Raw genomic sequence first — 19,604 nt, forward strand, 5'->3', positions numbered from 1 at the left:
GATCAGGCCGCCTTCCGCTTCGCCTCGATCGCCTTGATCAGGTCGGCTTTGCTCGGCTCGTCCTCCGCCACCTCAGCCTTCTCATAGGCGGCGATGACGAGAAGCTGGTCGCGTGTGGTCGATGCCTTGCGGATGTCCAACTTGCCGAGGTCATCGCGCTCGTAATCCGGTTCGGCATGGTGAGCGCTGAGCCGCGTGATCTCCGCACGGGCTTCGTCTCGCTCGGTCGTCAGAACGCCAATCTGCGAACGCAGCTCATCCCCCTGTGCGAGAGCCTCCTGCAACGTGGCGCTGCCAGTATCTCGCTCCGCATGCAGCCTTTCGATCTGCGCATCACGCTCGATGATGACAGTGCGCGCCAGTTCGAGGTCGCGGGTGAGGGCAGCAACGTCCGCAAGGAGGTCCACAGCATCGGCGTTGCTGTCGCCAGCCGTAGCTTCATCCGGTGCATCGCCGAGCTCTTCCAGAAGACCGAGCTTCACCAGATGCAGCACCTCGTTGGGATCGGCGATGCGAGTGCCCGTATTGGGATCGTTCGGCAGATAGGCTTTGTCGCCCTGATGGGCTTCGAGCACCTTGTAGATTTTCATGGTCGGTCTCCGGTAAAAGCGGGCAGACGCGAACGCCTGCCCGCCAATGCTGTCCTTTCCGCTGCTTTCGGCTCGGATCAGGCGTAGGTGCCCTTGATCAGCGCGGCCGCACGCTTCACGGCCAACGCGATCCGCTCTTCGGCACGCATGGTCAGCAGGTTCTTCTCGAAGTCGTCCGCATTCTCGGAGGAGATGAGGACTTCGACGGAGAGGCGATCATAGAGCGTCGCGGCCATCTTGAACGCGCCGACAAGGAAGCTGCCGATCGTCATAGAGTTGGTCGCGACGACACGCTTGCCCCACAGCGTCGGCCCCGCCATCTGGAGCGGATTGGCGAAGATGTAGCCGCCAGCAGAGTCCTTGGTCAGCTCGATCACCGCCCAGTCCGTTTCGCTGGTTACGATCGCGTCGGACGGGTAGAGGCCCAGGCTCGCCTGCAGAAGCGCCAACCGCAGCTTGTCGATACGCGTGGCGTTCGTGATCGTCACGCCGCTGGGTGCCGCATAGGCAGTCGCCTGGGGCATCAGGCCAAGCAGGTTTTCACCCGTGCCGTCACCATTCAGGATCTGCGCATCCTCGGCGAGGGCGAGACCGTACCGCATCTCGCTGTCGACTTCGCCCTGCAGGCGCGGCGCATCGTCGATGGCCTGCCGCGTCAGCTTGGCAAGATGGGCGATCGTCTTGACGTTCGCCGTTGCCTTGTCCCAGCCGTAGTTCGAATAGGGCTTGGTCACTCCCTCCGCGACCGGCGCGGCATTGTTGGTGCGGACCGTCTGCTTCGCATACTCGACCGTTCCGGTCGTGATCGGCACCGCGGTCAGCAGGTCGCGAACGACAAGATCGGGGCGGGTCGGCATCTTCACCGGCTCCATCTCGCGCTCACGCCAGATCAGGCCACTCGCCGATCCGGAGGCAGTCGTGATCGCCTTGAGTTCGATGCGCGCGGAAGGACGCTCCTTGCGCGCAAGTGCCTTCACGTCGTCATGTTCGGCCAGCTGCTTGCCCCAGCTGTCCATGTCGAGCGAGCCTCGGCCGATCGGGCGATCCGCCTTCTGTTCCAGCTCCTCCAGACGGGTCTTGATCTCCCCAACGACGTTCACCGCCGTGAGCGCCTTGTCGGCCGCCTCCTTGGTCTCGCCGCTGACGTCACCCAGGCGCTTGACTTCCTTGTCGGCCGCCTCGGCCACCTTCCGAACGTCGCTGAGCGCGGTGTCGAAATACTTCTTGAGGTCCGTGCCGATTTCCGTCGCCGACTTGCCTTCGAACGAAGGGAAATGCCCATCCGGCGCGCGCATGAAGCGGCCCTTGGAGCGTTCGGCAGCAGTCATCCCGCCGAGCAGCGCCATCGCGCCACCCGCCATCATCATGTTACGCATGTCTTGCCCTTTCGGCAGAGAGGAAGGATCAGCCAGTCAGTCCACGGATGAGCTGGCTCAGCTCGTCATTCGCCTTCGCCTCGGGCTCCCCCCGAAGATGCGGCGTCGCCTTAGCCGCGATTGCGGCGGCAAGGCTCTTGGAGAAGCCTCCTGCATCCCGCAGGAACTCCTCGAACTGGCGGACGGTCGGCATCTCTCCGCCGTCCAGAATGGACTTGATCTGGGTTACGACCGCACGGTCGTTCATGCCGACGGGCACGAGCGAAACCTCATGCAGCAGCAGATCCTGCAACTGTCGGACTTTGCCTTCGAAGCGATGTCGCACGGTTCGGTAGCCGATCGAAAGGCCTGGCAGCGCGCCAGCTTCCGCCAGCGCATGCGCCTCTTGGCCGGCTGCGGCCTTCATGGCGAAGCGCCCCTCAACCTCAAAACCGTTGTCGCGTTCGCCGAACTTGGCCCAGGCCCCAACCGGGCGCTTCTGGTCATGAAACAGCAGCATGGGGATCGACGCACGCCCGGCGACCGCCTTCGTCATCACGCCCGGCATGATCATGTCGCCGCCATGGTCGACGTTGCCGATGCCCGCCGCAATGCCCGAGATATATCCAGCTTCGTCGATCGCCTTGATCTCGAAGTTGAAGCCGAGTTCGCTCATGCGTTTTCCTCCAAGGGCGGTCCGCCATTGTCACCGATCCCGCGTGCACCGAGCGGCTGGTCCTGAACTTGACGGTAGATTTCATCACCGCCGGGCACTGGTGGCAGGCCTTCCAAGGCCCGAATTTCGTTCGTGGTCATGAACTGCTTCATGAGGTTGTAGTATTGCGCCCGCCCAAGACTGTCCGCGCGCAAAAACCCTTCCAGGTTGAACCTGATTTTGACACCGCGTTGACGGTCGGCACGGGTCAGCAGTTGTTTCTCAAGCGCCTTTTCGATCCGCTTCAGGCGCTTGTGCATCTTGAATTTAACCAGGCTCAGTGTCTGGTCGCTGATGCTGCTGCCCAACTGGGTGTTGCCCGAGGTGATCCCTACGAGATGGGGATCGCACTCGAAGATCTGGCACACGATTTCCATGCTCAGCCGGCGGCTCTCCAGCATTTCCGCGTCCACCGGGTCGATCGTGACCTTATCCCACTTGAGACCGCTGTGCAGTACCATGGGCCGCCCGGCGTTATTGGCGCCTTGCCATTTCGTCGCCAGACGCTCCTCGAACTCGCCCAGCTGCTCGAAATTCATTTTAGTGTCGGTCGTCAGCGTGCCGCTGGGCCGAGCGCTGTTCCGGAAGATTGCGTCCGCCGAACCCTCAGTTACCAGAGCAAGAGACAGTGCCCGACGGTACGTCGCGAGCGTTGACGCGCCTCCAAGCGCGTTTCCGCCGCGACCTCGGATATGAAGCATGTCACGCGAGCGAGCGGTCTGCCGCCCGCCGTCGTTCCACTCGTAGACCAGATCGCCATCGCTGCCACGGCTGACGCGCATGCCGCAGGGTGAAACCGGCGTAAGCGACGTCAGGAACCCCGCGTCGGTCCGCCCCATCTGGGCGTATGCGTTTCCACGCCACTCCAAGCTCTCGGTCATCTGTTCCCAGAAGTCGAAGCTGGATTGATCGTAGTTCGGCGAGTCGTGCAGCAACCAGTAAAGCGGGTGCTCCGGAAACGGTACATCGACACCGCCGCGAGCCTGAAGGACGTGGAGCGGCAAGCCTGCGATGTTCCCCGCCCAGAACGATACGCACGCCCCGGCGGCTGACAGGCCCTCCGCGTTGCCTTCCGCCGCCGACAAGGTGTCTCGGAAATGCCCAACGGTCACGCGGTTCGTAGCGAAGTCATCGCGATTTGCCGTCGCCGAGGCCCCATGGACCCATCCACTGACGGTGATGCCTTTTTGCTCCGCCATCATGCGCTCGGCGACGTCCACGCCGCTTGCGTATTCGATGGTAAAGGTCCGCCGCTCCGTCACGCGTAACTCGCAATCAGGTCATCGACCGACCCCGCCGCCTCTGGATTGCGGCTCATCAGCTGCACGGCGTTGAAGAACGCGACCAGCGGGTCGATCTTTGCCTTTCCTGCCGCCTGCTTGGTGATCAGCACCGCATTTCCCCGTTGTTCGGCTTTCGCGTTTCCGACGCACCACGCCAGCAACGCTTGTCCGGCATGCCTCAGTGTTCCGTCCTTCAGCTTCCGCTCCGCGCCCCACACGGCGGGGGAAAGACGAAAGCCTTGGGTAACCGCCACCACCTGCTTGCCGTCGATCCCGCGTGTGGCGAGTTCGTCGAGCAGCGCGGCAACGCCGATCGGGTCCAAGCCCACGCCGAACTCTTCCGGCAACAGGCCTGCATCCCTGACCTCTTGAACGATGTCCGCCAGCTCGCGGATATCCTGTGTCGGCTCCTCGCAGATCGTCAGCTCGCCGGCCGCCGCGAAGTCGCGGAGGCGGTCGGCGATGTCTTTTCGCCGCTCCAGCACATCGCTCTGCGCCCAAGCATGTCCCCAGCCCAGCCATGCGCGCGACTGCTTGTCGCGACCGACCACGCCCAGGCCGAGAAGATCGTCGAGGCCGCCGCCGTCGATGCCGACGACCGCGACGTCGCAGCGGGCGAGCAGCGCCGCCAGTGTCGCAATACCCGGCTCGACGGAGGACTCCCAATAGTCGGCGCCGCGCCACCGGTCGGTCTGCAGCGCCAGTCCGATCTGGATGTTCAGATGCTGCGATGCCCAGCGCCGCTCTTCCTCGTCGCCCTTCTCACAGGCTGTCCGATACTCGGAGACCAGCCGTTCGATCGTGATCGAGCGGCCGAGGTTCGGCAGCACCATCTGCCACAGTTTCGTGTTCTTCCACGCGCCGCTCGTCTGCACAGCCTCGGAGAACTCGTAGAGCATCGGCAGCATGTGGACGTCTTCGACGATCCTGCCGTCGCGGACGCCGCGCGCGTAATCCAGTTCGGCCTTGAAGACGCCAGCAGGGATCTCGTCCGATTGCGTCGTGATGATGATCAGGAACGCTTCCGGGTTCGCGATCATGCCGCCGCGCAGCTGACCTATCACGCGAGCCGCCCCGGCGATGCTGCCCATCAGGTGAAGCTCGTCAATCAGGATGCCAACCGGCTTCGATCCGGTCGCGACCTTCATGTCGAACGTCTTGATCTTCAGCTTGGCCTTGGTGAGCCGGTCGAAGATCGTCTTGACGTGCTCCTGCACGTGGAAGCGTTGTTTCAGGAACGGGTCCGCGTCGATCATGCCGGACGCCTGCTGGAAAGCCGTGTCGGCGATTTCCTGTGTCGGCCCGATCAGCACGAACTCGGCCCTGGGGCGCTCGTTCATCAGCAGCGCGACCATCATGATCGCCGCGCCGTTTGTCGTCTTGGCGTTTTTCTTCGGCACCAGCTCGAAGACTTCGCGTATCCACCGCACGCCCTCTTCGTCGAGCGATCCGAAGATGGCCCGCACGATGTCCCGCGCCCATTCCCCTGCCGCCTCGGCCATCATCGGCTGGCCTGGCACGTCGGGGAGGCGCAGCTTGTTGAAGATGGCGACGGCGCGGTTCGCCTCGTCCCAGTTCAGCGGAAGGTCATCGGGGATCAGCGAACGGCCGTCGCGCAGCCGCTCTTCCCAATCGGGACACGCGAAGCGCCAGCTCAATGCCTCAGCAGAGAGCCCCATTCGCCATCTTCCTTCGTCGCGGCGGCCGCATCGACGACCGCCTGTTCCTTCTTGCCGAGCTTCGGCGGTTTCGCCGCCTTCGGCTTGCCGACATAGCCCGCAGCCAGGTCATGACGGTCCAGCCGCTTGAACACTTTGTCGATCGCGGAGACGTTGCCCTTGTCGACCTCCGCCAACAGGGCGGTTAGTAGCTTGCCCTCAAGCCGCTGGCGCGCCTCAAGTCGCGAGCGCAGCTCGCGAAAATAATGCTTCCGCAGGGTAGGCGCCGAGATGCTCAGCGCCGCCGCGATCTGCTCCTCGTTCTTGTCGAACGCCGCCAACACCATGACTTTACGTCGGTTTTCAGCAGTCGGCAGGTGAGGCGGTCGCCCGCGACGCCCAAGCCCCTCCGGGATCGGATCACCAAGCAGGTCCAAATCCCAATCAGCCAAAATAAAATCCCCGTATGGTATCGGGAGCGGTCCTAGACGACGGCGCCCCTTCGACTTTTGACCCGCCCCCCCTACCGATGCCGGGACGGGTTGGGAGGCGAGCGCCGCGCCCGGACACAGTAGGCGAAGGAACCCGCCGCCTGCTTACGCCATCGCCCGTCGGGCAGCCTGACCCATAGGTGCCGCCAGTCCGACAGGCCCGCCCGCACGATCACGCCGTCGGAACCCTCGACGACAGGTTGCCGCCACATGATCATCACCACTGCCCCTGTTCGAGGCGCTGCTTGTGCTTCACATGACAAGGCGAGGTGCACAGCGTCTCGACGTTGTCCGCATCCCAGAACAGCGCTTCATCGCCCCGATGCGGCCGCCGATGATCCGCCGTCAGCTCGCCCGCCGGCGCGACCCGCCCGCACATCTGGCAGGTGAACGCGTCGCGCACGAACGTCGCGATCCGCAGCGCCCGCCACCGCGCCGTCTTGTACCACTTGCGCCATGGCTGAGCGTCGCGGAACCGGTCCCGCTCCCGCGCATCCTTCGGCATCCAGCCCACCGCACCGGGCAGCGTCCCGATCCGGCCTTTGAGCGTGGAGAGCCGCGCCATGGAGCGTCCAACAACGGCCCGCATCAGCGCCGCCCCACTTCCAAGGGCGGAGCCGATGCGGGCCAGTTTCGGGGAGAAGGCCGGACGATGCATACGCGTCGCCAGACTATCGGGGAGATACACCAAGAGGGGGGTGACCACGGACAAACTAAATTTGAGGCGCGGAAGATTGTTCACCTTGACGCCCCGGTCACTCCGGAAATCAACCGGTTAAGCCGAATGGCGAAACCGGAAATCGCCCGATCGTAGCGCTTGCGGAGGGCGTCAGGCGACGAACCGTTGTTCACGCGCTCCCAGATCACGAACCAGTCGGGGCGATCACGCTCCTCCGCCTGGAACGCGATCGCCTCGGCCAGCACCGGCATGTCGACCGGACGGCCCCAGCGCTCCACCCACTGAAGCGCCTCCGTCATCCGCTCGACCTCGGCCGTGCGCAGCCCGACGCGCACCGGCCGATCCTCGTCGCGGTCGAGCCAGCGCTCGCTCCGGTCGCTGACCGACTGCCGCCACAGCGACATGGTGGAGGTGCGCAGCCAGCCTGCCTCGCGGTCAGGCATCCGCCGCAGGAACCCCCACGCTTCGATCAGCCGCTCTTCGACGCTGGCGAAGGTCCAAGGCACGGTCCCTTCCGGGCCATTGCCGCATCCTTCCGGTCCCGCCGCTGTCCCTTCCACCCGGTTCATCCCCAATACTCCAAAGGATCAATGACTTAACCTATTCACTCGGAAGGATCGGAAGGGTTGGAAGGATTTACGTTATCGTTCTTCATGTGCGCCTGTGCATGTGCGCGCAGGCATATGTGCAAGGCGATGTCGAAAAACGCTTCCGATCCTTACGAACCCTTTCCCCTCAACCCCTTACGGTTCCGGCGCACCCTTCCGCACCCTTCCACCCGGAAGGATCGGCTCATGGCATGTCGTCTTCCTCCCATCGTGGAGGGGTGCGGGGAGGCGGCGGATCGCGCGCCTGATCGGGCGCATCCTCGACGCTGAAGGGCAGCGGATTGCCGTCGCGATCGACGAAGTCGGACACCTCGCGCACGGCCTCGATGCCGAGCCATTGCATCCCGTCAGACGCCTTTTTCTTGAACCCCTTGTCGGCCATCGCCTTGGAGAAGCCCTTCTGGGTCCACTCCTTCTCGCCGGCCGCCTTGCACCATGCGACGAACAGCTCGTGCAGCTTGGATGACTGCACACGCCCATCCGGGGCCATGCGCGTACAGAGCTTCAGGAACCGGCCGAGCGGGTCGCTCTCCTCCCGGTACTCCATCGTCGCCTCACGCACGCTGTCCGGCTCGACAAGGCCGTTTTCCAGCCAGTCGAGCACCCCGTCGACCAGCCGGTTGAAGATGCCCGACGCCTCCGCCTTCAGCTTCTCCGCAAGGTTCTCGTCCTTGCGCGGGCTGCCGTCCGCGTTTGGCGGCTCGGCGTTGATGTTCTCCGGCCAGTCGATCAGCTTCATGCGCCGCCAGATGCCGTTGTCGGTATCGGGGATTTCCAGCCGATGGTTGCCCTGGATCGTCATCTTGAAGATCGGCAGAAGGTCGAAGAACCCGCGATTGAGGAACCGCACCGGGAACGGCTCGCCGCCGGTGACGAGCTTGATCAGCGCCGAGGCGATCTTGCCCCCGCGCTCCGGTTCCGACGTGCGCAGCAGCCGCACCCCGCCCAGCCGCGCGAGGTCGGGCGACGCCTGATCGCCCCGCCGCTTCACGCCCTGGTCGAGGAAAGTCTCGATCGGCACCGTCGACGCATAGTCGCCGAGCGGGTGGCACCACGCGTCCATGATCGTGGACTTGCCGTTGCCGCCGAGGCCGTACCAGAAATGCAGGATCTGCTCGCCGATATTGCCCGTCATCGAACAGGCCGCCCCATTGGTGGAGATACCGGCGCACGGCCGGCTTCTTCTGCGCCCAGGCCATCGTCGCGTCGTAGATCGGGCAGAGCGCGTCGCGGTCGAAGATAACCGGCGCCAGCTTCGATATCAGGTCGGCGCGATCGTGCGGATCGAAGCGCCAGCTCGCCCGCCACTTGCCATCAACCTTCTCCCGCGCGAATCGCAGCGTCCCGTTCAGGCAGTTGACCGCGAGCGGGTCCGCGTCGAACTGGTCCGCCCTGACGGCTAGCCACGGGCGCGCGAGGCCGGCGATGGCCTGCAGCTTGCCAGACGCCTCTGACGTGCGTCCCCAGCCGCGCAGCTTGTCGGATAGCAGACTATCGATCTTGCCGTTGGCCTTCAGGATGAAGCGGTCGAGGCCACCTTCCTTCACGTCCCTTGGGCGCAGATCGGCCGTGTAGTCGTCGTCGGGATCGATGCCCGATGCTTCGATCGCGGCACCCTCGTTCTGGATCGACCGCACCGTCTGGAACACCGCGTCGAGCACGGCGGCTGGAACCGACTTGTCGTCCTGTTCGAGGATCGCCCAGCGCCGGCCATCCCAGCCGAGCCAGCCGAGCGCGGGGGACCAGCGGAAGTCTTGCCCGAACCGCTCGCGGAACCGCTCGGCATTCCCCAGATCGGTCATCGGAAACCGGCCCAGCCGCCGATCGATCTCCCCTTCACCCCGTGGCCTGAGGGAACGTCCGCCCGCTTCCGACCGGAAGGATTGCCAGCCTTCGCCGTCGCCATCGGGGGCGGGGGGCGATGTGGCGGAGAGGGCTGCGGCGCGCTCGCGCGATCGTCGGCGACGATCTTCGTCGTCGATCAGGTCGCGGCCGATCCCGTCGAGCTTGCGTGGATTCTCGGCACCAGCGGCAAGACCGTTGTCGATCGCCGGATGATGGTAGGCCGGGTCATCGAACGCGTTGACCGCTTGGCGCAACATCAGGCGCGCCACGTCCTCGCCGAGTATGCCCGCGCCGACCAGCTGCCCCATCGCGAAGGCCGACGCGTTCGCCTGGTTGTTCCGTCCGCCTTTCGGCGTCTGCGCCAGACGGCGGCATTCATCGTCCAAGGCGGAAAGTGCATACTTCCGTCTGGAAGCGTGCGCCGGATCGCCCTCGGCCGTGGAGGGGAGGGAGGGTTCCAGAGCGCGCCGCCGAGGCAGAGGGGATGCGGACGGCGGCTGGTCGCCGCCGACGTTTTTTGGGGTGCGAGCCTTGGGCGCGCGCAGCGTCGTGATCAGCGCGGCCGGGGCATCGACCGGCTTGGTATCATGCCGCCCGTGCAGCCACCGGTACTCGCCCGGATTATCGCCCTCGATGATCTTGCTCGGCGGCAGGCAGACATAGCCGCCCCGGCCGCGCACATCGACATGGAGGGGCAGGTTGCCCCGGTTGCGGATCAGGTCGCCTTCGCGCGGCTGCTGGTAATAGACGTGGACGCCGCCCGACGGCGTCCGCACCGCCAGGCTGGACGGCAGGGTAGCGCCGATCTGGTCCTCGGTTTCGGCTTTCAGCTGCTCCAGCGTCCACTCGCGCCGGGTGACCTCGCCGGTCTCCTCGTCGACTTCCTCTTCGACGCGGGGATCGAAATCGAGCGCGAACCATCCGATCTCGCCGATCGGCAGGCCGATGATCGCGTCGGGCCAGCGCCGCCACCATTCGATGATCTGCCGTTCGTCGGTCGTGCCGGCATTCAGACCCTTGCCGATATGCGGCGACTTCTCCTTGTAGAGCCGTTCCTTGGGACCGTCTTTCGTCTGAACGGTGATCGTCTCCGGCCGCGCGCGGCACGGGAACACCGGCCAGCCCCGGCGTGCATATTGGAGCGCCGCCGAACACATGGGCGACGGGAGCGGTGCGACAGACAACGGATCGAACCTTCAGAGCGGGGATGACGGGGAGGGCGCGGCGCGGCCGCTAGAACGGAACGTCATCATCCAGATCGCTGTCGAATGCGGGCCGTGCGCCACCCGTTGCGCCATGCGGCGTTCCGCCGCCGGAAGCGCCCGCGCCATCGCTGCTGCCCTCGCCTGCGCGATGGTCGAGCAGGATCAGCTTGGCGTCATAGCCCTGCAGGTGGACCTCGGTGCTGTAGCGATCCTGCCCCTGCTGGTCCTGCCACTTCCGCGTGGTCAGCTTGCCCTCGACATAGACCTTGCTGCCCTTGCGGAGGTAGCGCTCGGCGACGCCGCACAGGCCCTCACTGAAGACCTTGACGGAGTGCCATTCGGTTCGCTCGCGCCGCTCGCCAGACTGGCGATCGGTCCAGCGCTCGGCCGTGGCGATCCTCATCTCGACGACCTTGCCACCGCTCGAAAAGGTCCGGCTCTCAGGGTCGCGCCCCAGATTGCCGATCAGCTGCACCTTGTTCAGACTGCTCACCGCTTGATCCCCCCATTGCTGTTCCAGTCGGCGATCGCCGTCGCGTCATCCCGGTACGCGTCTTCGATCCGATCGCCGGTTGCCGCGCATCCGGGGCACTGCACCCAGGTCTCGACTATATCCTCCGCCACCCGCGCACAGCGGACGCCGGGCACGCGCCCGCACGCGCAGCGGGTCGGCTTCATGGCCGCCACTCGGAAGCAAAGGCGGCATCTGCGATGATCCGCTCGCGGACTAATTTGCGCACGTCGTATCCGCGCCTGCGGTCGACCTCGATCGCGCCGTTCTTCACAGCCATGGCGCGGCGTGTCAGCGACAGGTCGTAATGAGGGAAGCTGGACGGCTGATACCATTCTCGCCGCATCCCGATTGCTTGGGCGGCAGCATGCAGCTCGGCCGCAGTATCGGCGAACATGTGGCACATGATCATTCGGCCGAAGCGGTTCCGCTCGCCGTCGACATAGACGCTCACGCCGCCTCTCCCATGTCGAGCAAATCAAACAGGCTCGCCGTTGCGCGGCCCGCATCGCACTCCCGCAGGTGCTTGACGCCATCGGCGAAATATCCGGGGTTCAGTTCAGCCGCGGCGCCTCGCCGGCCCATCTTCACCGCCCGCAGCGGCACCGTCATCAGCCCGCCAAACGGATCATAGACCAGGTCGCCGGGCGCGCTGCGCATGCGGATGATCCGGTCAACGATATCGAACTGCAGGGGGCACAGGTGCATCTCGCGCCCCTTCGCCGCCTGATCCCCGTTCAGCGTCCGCATCCGCGCGACGTCGGTCCACACGTCGTCATGCCAGCTGGTCACCGGCATCAGCGCGAAGTCGGTGGGCAGCGCGTGCCGCGCCTCCATCTCCTCCGTCAGGCGGACATGCGCTTCATAGTCGTAGAGCGTCGCCCAGTTATGGGCGCGGAACAGCCGATAGATTGCGTCGTGCGGAATACCCGCCAGATCCTCGATCGTCAGCAGCCGGTCGCCCGACGATCGCCAATACGCCGCCGCGTCGATCTGCCACCGTGCGCGGGAATAGCCGCTGCCGATTACCATGGACAGATCGTCATCCCACTCGACCTGGGCACCGTCCTCGGTCCAACAAAGCGGCTTCGGCTTCAGCACCGGCTCGTCGGCATAGCCGCGCGACCGGTCCGTCTGCGGCTTGCGGAACAGCAGGACGTATTCCGGCATGCCGCAGCCCTGCCGCGTCCCGTCCTTGCACTGTTCGGACCAGCCGAGCCGGTAGGTCTGGTTGTTCTCCCGCACCACGTCGGTGACGACGGTGTGCATGCCGAGATAGGCGAAGCCGTGCGCCTTGTAGTGCTCGATGCACTGCGCATGGAACGGGTCGACCGTCTGGAAGCCGAGGCCATCCATCCCCCCCGGCCGAATGCGATCCTTGACGTGGATCGCCGCCACCCGGCCGGGCCGCAGTACGCGGAGCAGCTCGGGCGTCAGATAATCCAGCTGACGGAAAAAGTGGGCGTTGTCGTCGGTGTGACCGAAATCGTTATACGACGGGGTATATTCGTACTGGGTCGAAAACGGGATCGACGTGACGATCAGGCCGACGCTGTCGGTGGCCATCCGCCGCGTCTCCAGCACGGTATCGTCGTTCACCACACGCCAGCCGTCACCGCTCTCGACTGTGGCCGCCGTGCCGTCGCGGATCGTGCGGATCAGCGTGTCGGCGGCACCCGGCAGGCCGAGGCCGAACTCGCGGATGATGTCGGACATGCGCTCGGCCTGAGCGTCATGGTCCTTCCACTTTCGCTCCAGTTCGCGCCGCACCGCCCGCTCGGCTTCGGTGAAGATCAGGTCGATGCGCACGGTCTTCGTCTGCAGGAACCGCTGGATGCGGTGGATCGCCTGGATGAAGTCCCGGAACTTGAACCCGATGCCGAGGAAGATCGCCCAGGCGCAATGCCGCTGAAAATTGCACCCCGCGCCCGCCAGCACCGGCTTCGCCGCCAGTTCCGGAATTTCGCCATTGGAGAAGGCGGCGATGCGTCGCTCGCGCGTATCGAGGTCGAGACTGCCGTAGATGCTGGCGACACCGGGGATGGCCGCCTCGATCGCCTCGCGCTCGCGCTCCAGATCGTGCCAGAGCAGGCGGTGTGCGGCCGGGTCCTCCGCCCTCAGCGCCATCATCTTCGCCATGCGCGCGTCCAGGCTGTCGCGCTTCTCGCGTGACGCCTCGACGATCCCGATCGCGTCGGCCTTCAGCAGCCGCCCTTGGCCGCTCTTCTCCTCGCCCGCCGCCCTGTGGTCGGACGCGACCTCATGCCACCGCACGTCCAGCGGCGGCAAATCGTATCCTTCGTCGGAAAAGCCGAGGTCGGATGGGCGCTGGACGAAGCACGACCAGCTATTCACCCACAGCCAGAACTCGGCCTCTTTGTGCGGATCGATGGTCAGCTGATCGGCCTTCTCGCTGTTGCGCTTGAAGAACCGGGTCTTGGCCTGCCCGACGTCCATGACTTCCAAGAACGCGGCATAGGCGAGGATCTCGATATATTCGTTGGGGGAGGGGGTGGCCGTCGCCACGAACTTCGACGGCATGCCGTCGAACAGCTTCATGAACTCGCGGAAGGTCTTCGATCCGCCAAAACCGCGCAGGCAATCCGCCTCGTCGAGCGACGCGACAGTGAACAGCTTCGGGTCGAGCTTCCCGTCCCGAACCGATTCATAGTTCGTGAGGTAGAGGCCACCCCAGGCCGGATCGGTCAACGAGACCTCGGCCGAGCTGCGCACGAAGCGCAGGTCGATGTCCAGCATCGCCGCGTCCCGCATGAACTCCAACCGGACGCCCAACGGCGCGACGATCAACCCGCGCCCGCCATGATGCCGGCGCGACAGGCGGACACATTCCAGCTGCATGACGGACTTGCCCAGCCCGAACTTGGCGAAGATCGCCCGCCGGCCTCCCTCGACCGCCCATCGGACGATCGCGGGCTGATGCCGGATCAGGATGGGTGAGATATCAGCCGGATCGACCGGCACGCCGAATACCGGCGCCGCCGCCACCTTCGCCCGGACAAAGTCGAGATAGTCGGCGGGCATTGCGGTTGACGCCAGATGGGAGGCGGAGACATGCCTCATGCCGCCGCCCCCATGTCCCAGGCAAACCAGCGCCGGACATAATCCATCGCGGTCTCTGACAGGGCCGGTGCCTTGTCCTGCCCCGTCGCGTTCTCGGTGTGAACCGGATCGACGCCAAGCTCATCGTGCAGCAGACCGATTTCACGGTAGCGGTAGATCGAGGTTCCGAGATCCGGTCGTAAGTAGATAAACTGGCTTTTCCGGTTCTCCGGCAGGGGATGACGGCAGGCGTAGGCCGGAAAGAAGCGACCCAGGCCAGCACTGTCGTAAGGGCTGGTGAAAACGGCCTCGTTGTTGAGCAGCCATGCCTCGAAAGGCATGCCGACGCTGGCCCGCATGCGGGCCGTGTAAGTGGTGTCATGCTCCTGCGCGAAGTTGATGCCGAAGTGCTGGAGATAGTTGTAGAGGCTCCACAGCCGGTCGATCGGGTTGCGGACCACGCCGACCTTGCGCCAACGATCATAGCCGTGCGGCACGCCGTCCGCTTCCATATGGCGGTACAGCATCATCGACTCTGGATAGCGTTCGGCAATCGCCCGCTTAAGCGATCGAGTGCCGGTGCGCGGTGTGAGAATGACAACCGTCTTCAGATCGGGGATCAGGATCATGCCGGCATTCCGTCGTGCTGCACGCCGTCGAGCAGGCGGCCGGTGATCCCCTTGGTGCCGATGAACATGTGTTGCCCCGGCTCTCCCCCATCGAGGTTGAAGCCGATCCGCCCGTCTTTCCAGGCGACCATGCCGGCGGCGCCGTGAAGCGCTGGCCGCGCCTTCTGGAGTGGTGCCCAGGCACCCCACTGCTTAAAGAAGAACGGCACCCCCGCCGCCACGCACTGATCGCGCAGTGACCGCGCCCAATCCGGGTGCATCGGCCGTGCGCCCAGCCCACTCTCCCCGCCGACGATTATCCAATCGATCGTCGCGGTGAGGTCCGCGAGCGGATCACCATCGCCCGCCCACATGGCGTCATGCAAGTTGATCGGCCCCAGCAGCGGCTCCGCCGAGACGAACCGCCGCGCTGCCGGGGTCGCCAGCAGCTGCGGCACTCGCTCGTTCGCCCGCGCCTGATCTTCGGCCGAAACGCCCAGCCAGACATTCGGCAGCGGCCAGTTCGCCGCTGGATCTGCGGTGACGCGCGCAAAATACGCCCGCATTCGCTCGGCCCGCTTGGTCAGCACCTGAAACGTATGCTGCGGAGCCGCCCCCATCACGGCGAACACGCGGTCGATTGTGCTGTCGAGCACGTTCTCATGGAAAAGGTCGCCATGCGCGCAGACGAAGATGCGCCGGGGCCGCTTCCACCGGATCGGGTCCAGCATCGCCGGTTCGTTGACGCGGACCTCGCCGGTCCACACCGGCCCCGCCGCCGTGTCGATCGTCAGCCCCTCGCGCGACGGATGGTTCTTCAGCCGCGTCCCCGCCAGCTTCATGGCGTAGCAGTGCTTGCATCCCGGCGAGATGACGGAGCATCCCGTTACCGGGTTCCACGTCGCATCCGTCCATTCGATCGTGGAGGTCTCAGCCACGGCGGAACTCCCGCCGGATGCCCAGCTTCGCCGCGCGTTGGCGGATCGCCTTCAAGCCGCGCGAGGGCAGGAACCTCGCGCATCCCTTTATGCCCGCGACCGGATACACCTTCCGCAACACCGCCTGCTCGCGCCGCGTCCACGGCGCGCCCGGTGTTTCGTCCGCGCGTTCGGCCAAGGCCAGAACCCTCATGCCTCGTCTCCCAGGTGCAGGCGCGCCGACAGGCCGTGGGCGACGACATCCATCTGTCGCGCCACGATCCTCAGCGTGTCCTCGTCATGTTCCGTGCTGCCGAGCGGACGCCGGTCGGCACGCTGCCGCAGCTTCTCGGCCTCCGCCTCGACGTAGAAGACCGCCGCCTCGCGCTCGTCCCGCGCGCCTTGCGCCCGCAGCGCCGCCTGCTCGGCCTTGCTGGCGCGCAACTTGATCACTCGCCTTCGTGCTCGATGAAGAGCTTGGCGAAGTTGTCCCGATCTCCGCTGAGGAACATCCAAGGGTGGTTGCCCATAGCCTGGATGATCCGCGTGGGATGCTGGTTGGTGAACCGCGCCATGTCCGCGACCGAACACGAGCCGAATTGCGTTCGGCAGCCGCCAATAACTTGGATCAATGTCCCAAGGTCGTCGAGAGCAACATCTTCGGCATCGGCTTCAAACCGCTGCGGGTCGAGAGCAGCGATCAGATCAACAGGAAGGTTGAAGATCTTCGCCGCGCTGGCGCGATGGTAGTCGCCCCAGCAGCCAGCGAAGCTCCCCAGGGCGTCGCTGACCAGCCTCTCGCCGGGCAGGCCGGTGGCCTCCCCGTCGTCGTCTTCATCCCCTTCGATGTCCCAGCCATCCGCCTCATTGCCGAAGGCCAGCACCCAAGGCGCCTTGTCCACATGCGGCACATCGGCCAACCCGCGCTCCATCGCGTTCACGCCGCCATCTCCTCTGTCTGAAATGCATGCGCCGGACACAGGTGGACCTCCGGCGCGTCGTCGTTCGACCCGATCCAGCCATCCGGCATCCAGGCGAACTTGATGAACCCCGCCGCCCCGCGCTCCACGCGCGCCTCGGCCTGGACCGCACAGCCCTCCGCGTCGCAGCGGAACAGGTCCGGCATGCCTCCGCGCTGCACGATCATCCCTGCGCACCCGACGCTGCGGGTTGCGGGACGCTGACACCACGCGGGTCCGCCGTCCGCCGCCCGGATCGCACCATCGTCACGATCCGCCCCGGTCCGGCCGCCGTCATCACCGTTTCGACGGCGATCAACCCGCGTCGCATCGCCAGCTTCTCGATCAGATGCGCAGCCTGCTGGCGCGTGGTCAGCCCCGCCAGCCGGACCAGGGCGCTGTTGGACGGGCACACCCGCCCGGCGCGCGCGGCATTGCCGAGGATCAGGTAGACCCGCTGTTCCTCGGCTGGCAGTGCCGCCACCGTCCGCCGGGCGGGCCGGACAGGCGCCGTGCGTCGTTCGCCGGACGTGCGCTGGATGATGTAGTGCTTGCCGCACCCGTTCATCCGCTGCGCCGGCTGCACCTCGCCTTCCTTGACCAGCGCGGCGACGGCGGCGACGATCGGCTCCGGCCGCAGCATGCTGGCATGCGCATAGGTGAACTCGTCACCCGGTTCGGCCGTGCGCAGCCAGTTTTCGAGCGCCTCCGGCGTCTTGTACCAGACGCCCAGCGCGTCGTGAGATTCTCCCCCGCCGCCATCACTCGCTCTCCGCAACTTGGGCGACGAGCGCGCGCAGCCGCAGATGCGCCTGAAGTTCCTCGTCCATTTCGCGGATCACGCGCCGCGCCTCGGCCGGCGTCAGTGCCAGGTCGGTCAGCGCGGAAAGGAGCGAGGCGACCGCGTCGCCATGCTCCTTCGCGCAATTGGCGATCGCCGCATGCAGGTCGATGATCGAAACGGACCCGGCCTGCACGTCCCGCAGCAGCAGATAGTCCTGTCCCCGCGCCATCATGCGGGTGACGATCGGGTCACCCGCGACGCGCTCCAGATCGTCGATCACGTCGGCCGGCGGGAAGCATTCGGCGTCGGCCGGGGCGAGCGAGTAGTAGCGGGCCAGCGTGGACTTGCCGACGCGCGTGAACCCCGCCGCCGCCTCGATCCCGCCGATCTTGCCGATCAGCTCGCCGAACGCGATCTTGATCGCCCGCCGCCGTGCCTCATGAGGGGCGGGACCGCTCATGCCGTCGCCCCGTGGGAAACATCTTCGGAATTTCCCGGAGACGACGCACCATCCGCGACCGTATCGCTCGCGTCATGATCGACGCTCAGTTCATAGCCTTGGCTCTGCGCGTAGGCGTTCCAGTCTATGCCCCGCCCTCGCTCGCCAGCGGCAAGACGGATATGGTCAAGGTTCGACTTGCTGATCCCGACTTCGCGCCAAGAATGGACGGTTGATGGGCGACGATGCACCAGCTTTGCGACAGCGGATGTGCCGCCGAGATTGTCTATGATCGGGTGTGGTTCGCTCGCCATGGGCGCGACATATCCGATAATCGTAAGTTGTTCGCAAGGGAAAACTTACGACCTTCGGATTTGCGATAATCTGAAGCTTGGCTTTGATCGGGGGATGGACCTCATTGAGATCAAAGCGGCCATTAAGCGGGCTGGGTTGCGGCAGATCGATATCGCCGAGCATCTCGGACTGACCCAAAAGAAGGTGAGCGAGACCCTCGGCGGGAAGCGCCGGTTTCAGTTCCACGAGATGGATCGCTTGCGGGAATTGCTGGCAAAGCACGATCCGGCAATGCCAGGTCCGCTGCGCGCGATCCCGATCATCGGTCAGGTTGCGGCTGGGAATTGGCGGGAGGCTGTGCGTCACCCGCTCGCCTCCATGCCCGCCTTGGACCCGTCGATCCCGCACCGCGCCTTCGCGTTGCGGGTCGCTGGAGACTCGATGGACCTTCGCGCTCAGGATGGGGCTACGATCGTCGTCGATCCTGAGGATCGCTCCCTCTACCCGGGAAGGCTATACGTCGTCCTCAATGAGGATGGAGAGACAACCTTCAAGGAGTTCCGCTCAGATCCTGCGCGGCTCGTCCCGCTCTCCTCCAACCCGGCGCACGTCGATATCGTTCTGGGGCAGGGGCACTTTGAAGTTGTCGGCCGTGTGATCTGGATTGCGTCCCGCGCGTAGGCTTCTCGGGGAAATCCTCCCAGCCATCCTCTAGCTGCTCGATGTCGGCGGGGACCGTGATGAAGAAGCAGCCGTTCTCGTCGTAACTGCCCATACCTAGTTCGATGGCGTCGCGCCGGGCTTCATGCCGCGACTTGCGCCAGGGCGCGCGCCCCTCCCTGAATACAACCAGTCGGTAGACGTACTTGCGTTGTGGCATCCGCTCGACTCACCTTGATCTAGGGCAACAGTGGAACGGAAAGAGAACGACGCTCAAGGTATTATACGATGATCGTATAAATCTCCGTTGACATGACAGTTACGATTATCGGATATGGCATCCCGCAACACGGGAGGCCTTCATGCTTCAGGACACCAAAGCCGCCTTCGACCAGCCGAACTGCAAGGCGATGGTCAACGGCAAGATCGTCACGGTCGTTCAGCACTTCACCGACGGCTCCGGCCAGACGCTGGTGACCGACGGGCAGCGCCGTCGCCGCGTCGCCCGCTCCACCCTCCGCCGCGTGCCGCAGCCGGTTGTCGAGACCCGCACCGTCGTTCCGGACGAGGATTTCGTCGCTTCTGAGGCTGCCGCACGATGATCGGCGATCCTCGCGCCCTCGCCGACATGGCGATCGACAATGCCGGCGGAGGGCAGGGCCACCGCGCCGCCGTCCGCGTCACCCGTCAGGCCTTCGCCGCCCACCGCGTCGACGCGCCCACGATCGATGGACTGCCCGACGATTGGAACGACACCCCGCGCGGCCTCGGCCGTGAGCAGATGGCCGGCGCAATCGCCATCGGCGTCCTCCTCGGCATCGTCTTCGTCGGCGGGCCGATCGGTCTGGCCGGCGTCTTGGGATGCTTCCTGTGAGCCGCGCCCTCGCCATCTTGGTCCTCGCGGTCCTCCTCTGGAGCGCCATCGGCTGGACCGGCTGGGCGG

General features: G+C 65.4%; 25 protein-coding genes and 1 pseudogene. 3 read left to right on the top strand and 23 right to left on the bottom strand.

Going from position 1 to position 19,604, the window contains the following annotated elements; all coding sequences use genetic code 11:
* Positions 1 to 2: 2 nt before the first annotated feature.
* The 23 genes and pseudogenes from ACM608_RS08075 to ACM608_RS08185 form a co-directional block, all read right to left on the bottom strand.
* The gene (locus ACM608_RS08075) at positions 3 to 590 is read right to left on the bottom strand and encodes a hypothetical protein (RefSeq protein WP_419682712.1); all 588 of its coding nucleotides are present in this window, start codon (positions 588 to 590) and stop codon (positions 3 to 5) included.
* Between the two features lie 77 nt (positions 591 to 667).
* Positions 668 to 1,966 (bottom strand): phage major capsid protein, encoded by a 1,299-nt coding sequence (locus ACM608_RS08080; RefSeq protein WP_419682713.1) that lies wholly within the window; start codon positions 1,964 to 1,966, stop codon positions 668 to 670.
* A 28-nt stretch (positions 1,967 to 1,994) separates the two neighbouring features.
* Positions 1,995 to 2,621 (bottom strand): HK97 family phage prohead protease, encoded by a 627-nt coding sequence (locus tag ACM608_RS08085; protein ID WP_419682714.1) that lies wholly within the window; start codon positions 2,619 to 2,621, stop codon positions 1,995 to 1,997.
* A complete protein-coding gene (locus ACM608_RS08090; RefSeq protein ID WP_419682715.1) occupies positions 2,618 to 3,922 on the bottom strand; it encodes a phage portal protein in 1,305 nt (434 codons plus the stop codon). The genes ACM608_RS08085 and ACM608_RS08090 overlap by 4 nt, the downstream gene beginning before the upstream one ends.
* Positions 3,919 to 5,622: a terminase large subunit gene (locus tag ACM608_RS08095; RefSeq protein ID WP_419682716.1), complete on the bottom strand. Its 1,704-nt coding sequence runs from the start codon at positions 5,620 to 5,622 to the stop codon at positions 3,919 to 3,921. The genes ACM608_RS08090 and ACM608_RS08095 overlap by 4 nt, the downstream gene beginning before the upstream one ends.
* Positions 5,598 to 5,942 (bottom strand): hypothetical protein, encoded by a 345-nt coding sequence (locus tag ACM608_RS08100; RefSeq protein WP_419682717.1) that lies wholly within the window; start codon positions 5,940 to 5,942, stop codon positions 5,598 to 5,600. Before ACM608_RS08100 ends, ACM608_RS08095 begins: the two co-directional genes overlap by 25 nt.
* Positions 5,943 to 6,309: 367 nt before the next feature.
* Entirely contained in the window at positions 6,310 to 6,657 is a 348-nt protein-coding gene (locus ACM608_RS08105; RefSeq protein WP_419682718.1) for an HNH endonuclease, read from the bottom strand.
* 173 nt (positions 6,658 to 6,830) lie between these two features.
* On the bottom strand, positions 6,831 to 7,340 hold the full coding sequence (locus tag ACM608_RS08110; protein WP_419682719.1) for a hypothetical protein: 510 nt from the start codon (positions 7,338 to 7,340) through the stop codon (positions 6,831 to 6,833).
* Between the two features lie 223 nt (positions 7,341 to 7,563).
* Positions 7,564 to 8,514 carry a DNA primase family protein gene (locus ACM608_RS08115; protein WP_419682720.1) on the bottom strand — a complete coding sequence of 317 codons (951 nt, stop codon included), beginning with the start codon at positions 8,512 to 8,514 and terminating at the stop codon, positions 7,564 to 7,566.
* A 121-nt stretch (positions 8,515 to 8,635) separates the two neighbouring features.
* A pseudogene (locus ACM608_RS08120) lies at positions 8,636 to 10,381 on the bottom strand (bifunctional DNA primase/polymerase); the annotation flags it as partial.
* Positions 10,382 to 10,457: 76 nt separating this feature from the next.
* Positions 10,458 to 10,922: a single-stranded DNA-binding protein gene (gene ssb / locus ACM608_RS08125; RefSeq protein ID WP_419682721.1), complete on the bottom strand. Its 465-nt coding sequence runs from the start codon at positions 10,920 to 10,922 to the stop codon at positions 10,458 to 10,460.
* Positions 10,919 to 11,107, bottom strand: a complete 189-nt coding sequence (locus tag ACM608_RS08130; protein ID WP_419682722.1) for a hypothetical protein — start codon at positions 11,105 to 11,107, stop codon at positions 10,919 to 10,921. The genes ssb and ACM608_RS08130 overlap by 4 nt, the downstream gene beginning before the upstream one ends.
* Positions 11,104 to 11,394: a DUF4031 domain-containing protein gene (locus ACM608_RS08135; protein WP_419682723.1), complete on the bottom strand. Its 291-nt coding sequence runs from the start codon at positions 11,392 to 11,394 to the stop codon at positions 11,104 to 11,106. Before ACM608_RS08135 ends, ACM608_RS08130 begins: the two co-directional genes overlap by 4 nt.
* Entirely contained in the window at positions 11,391 to 14,021 is a 2,631-nt protein-coding gene (locus tag ACM608_RS08140) for a DNA methyltransferase (RefSeq protein WP_419682724.1), read from the bottom strand. Before ACM608_RS08140 ends, ACM608_RS08135 begins: the two co-directional genes overlap by 4 nt.
* On the bottom strand, positions 14,018 to 14,629 hold the full coding sequence (locus tag ACM608_RS08145) for a hypothetical protein (RefSeq protein ID WP_419682725.1): 612 nt from the start codon (positions 14,627 to 14,629) through the stop codon (positions 14,018 to 14,020). The genes ACM608_RS08140 and ACM608_RS08145 overlap by 4 nt, the downstream gene beginning before the upstream one ends.
* Positions 14,626 to 15,546: a phage Gp37/Gp68 family protein gene (locus ACM608_RS08150; RefSeq protein ID WP_419682726.1), complete on the bottom strand. Its 921-nt coding sequence runs from the start codon at positions 15,544 to 15,546 to the stop codon at positions 14,626 to 14,628. Before ACM608_RS08150 ends, ACM608_RS08145 begins: the two co-directional genes overlap by 4 nt.
* A complete protein-coding gene (locus ACM608_RS08155; RefSeq protein WP_419682727.1) occupies positions 15,539 to 15,739 on the bottom strand; it encodes a hypothetical protein in 201 nt (66 codons plus the stop codon). Before ACM608_RS08155 ends, ACM608_RS08150 begins: the two co-directional genes overlap by 8 nt.
* Positions 15,736 to 15,978 (bottom strand): hypothetical protein, encoded by a 243-nt coding sequence (locus ACM608_RS08160; RefSeq protein WP_419682728.1) that lies wholly within the window; start codon positions 15,976 to 15,978, stop codon positions 15,736 to 15,738. The genes ACM608_RS08155 and ACM608_RS08160 overlap by 4 nt, the downstream gene beginning before the upstream one ends.
* Complete coding sequence (locus tag ACM608_RS08165) at positions 15,975 to 16,466, bottom strand: hypothetical protein (RefSeq protein WP_419682729.1); 492 nt, start codon at positions 16,464 to 16,466, stop codon at positions 15,975 to 15,977. The genes ACM608_RS08160 and ACM608_RS08165 overlap by 4 nt, the downstream gene beginning before the upstream one ends.
* The gene (locus tag ACM608_RS08170) at positions 16,463 to 16,651 is read right to left on the bottom strand and encodes a hypothetical protein (RefSeq protein ID WP_419682730.1); all 189 of its coding nucleotides are present in this window, start codon (positions 16,649 to 16,651) and stop codon (positions 16,463 to 16,465) included. Before ACM608_RS08170 ends, ACM608_RS08165 begins: the two co-directional genes overlap by 4 nt.
* 17 nt (positions 16,652 to 16,668) lie before the next feature.
* Complete coding sequence (locus ACM608_RS08175) at positions 16,669 to 17,262, bottom strand: hypothetical protein (RefSeq protein WP_419682731.1); 594 nt, start codon at positions 17,260 to 17,262, stop codon at positions 16,669 to 16,671.
* The gene (locus tag ACM608_RS08180; protein ID WP_419682732.1) at positions 17,246 to 17,728 is read right to left on the bottom strand and encodes a hypothetical protein; all 483 of its coding nucleotides are present in this window, start codon (positions 17,726 to 17,728) and stop codon (positions 17,246 to 17,248) included. Before ACM608_RS08180 ends, ACM608_RS08175 begins: the two co-directional genes overlap by 17 nt.
* Positions 17,725 to 18,021, bottom strand: a complete 297-nt coding sequence (locus ACM608_RS08185; protein WP_419682733.1) for a hypothetical protein — start codon at positions 18,019 to 18,021, stop codon at positions 17,725 to 17,727. Before ACM608_RS08185 ends, ACM608_RS08180 begins: the two co-directional genes overlap by 4 nt.
* On the opposite strand from ACM608_RS08185, the gene ACM608_RS08190 reads away from it, so the two are divergent.
* The 3 genes from ACM608_RS08190 to ACM608_RS08200 all read left to right on the top strand — a co-directional run bounded on the left by ACM608_RS08190 (position 18,020) and on the right by ACM608_RS08200 (position 19,535).
* On the top strand, positions 18,020 to 18,682 hold the full coding sequence (locus ACM608_RS08190) for a LexA family protein (RefSeq protein WP_419682734.1): 663 nt from the start codon (positions 18,020 to 18,022) through the stop codon (positions 18,680 to 18,682). The two genes, ACM608_RS08185 and ACM608_RS08190, sit on opposite strands and share 2 nt — an antisense overlap.
* Positions 18,683 to 19,023: 341 nt before the next feature.
* Complete coding sequence (locus tag ACM608_RS08195) at positions 19,024 to 19,263, top strand: hypothetical protein (RefSeq protein ID WP_419682735.1); 240 nt, start codon at positions 19,024 to 19,026, stop codon at positions 19,261 to 19,263.
* The gene (locus ACM608_RS08200) at positions 19,260 to 19,535 is read left to right on the top strand and encodes a hypothetical protein (protein ID WP_419682736.1); all 276 of its coding nucleotides are present in this window, start codon (positions 19,260 to 19,262) and stop codon (positions 19,533 to 19,535) included. Before ACM608_RS08195 ends, ACM608_RS08200 begins: the two co-directional genes overlap by 4 nt.
* Positions 19,536 to 19,604 lie beyond the last annotated feature (69 nt).

It is taken from the genome of Sphingomonas sp. ID0503 (assembly GCF_048565625.1).
Lineage (GTDB): Bacteria > Pseudomonadota > Alphaproteobacteria > Sphingomonadales > Sphingomonadaceae > JBLZUR01.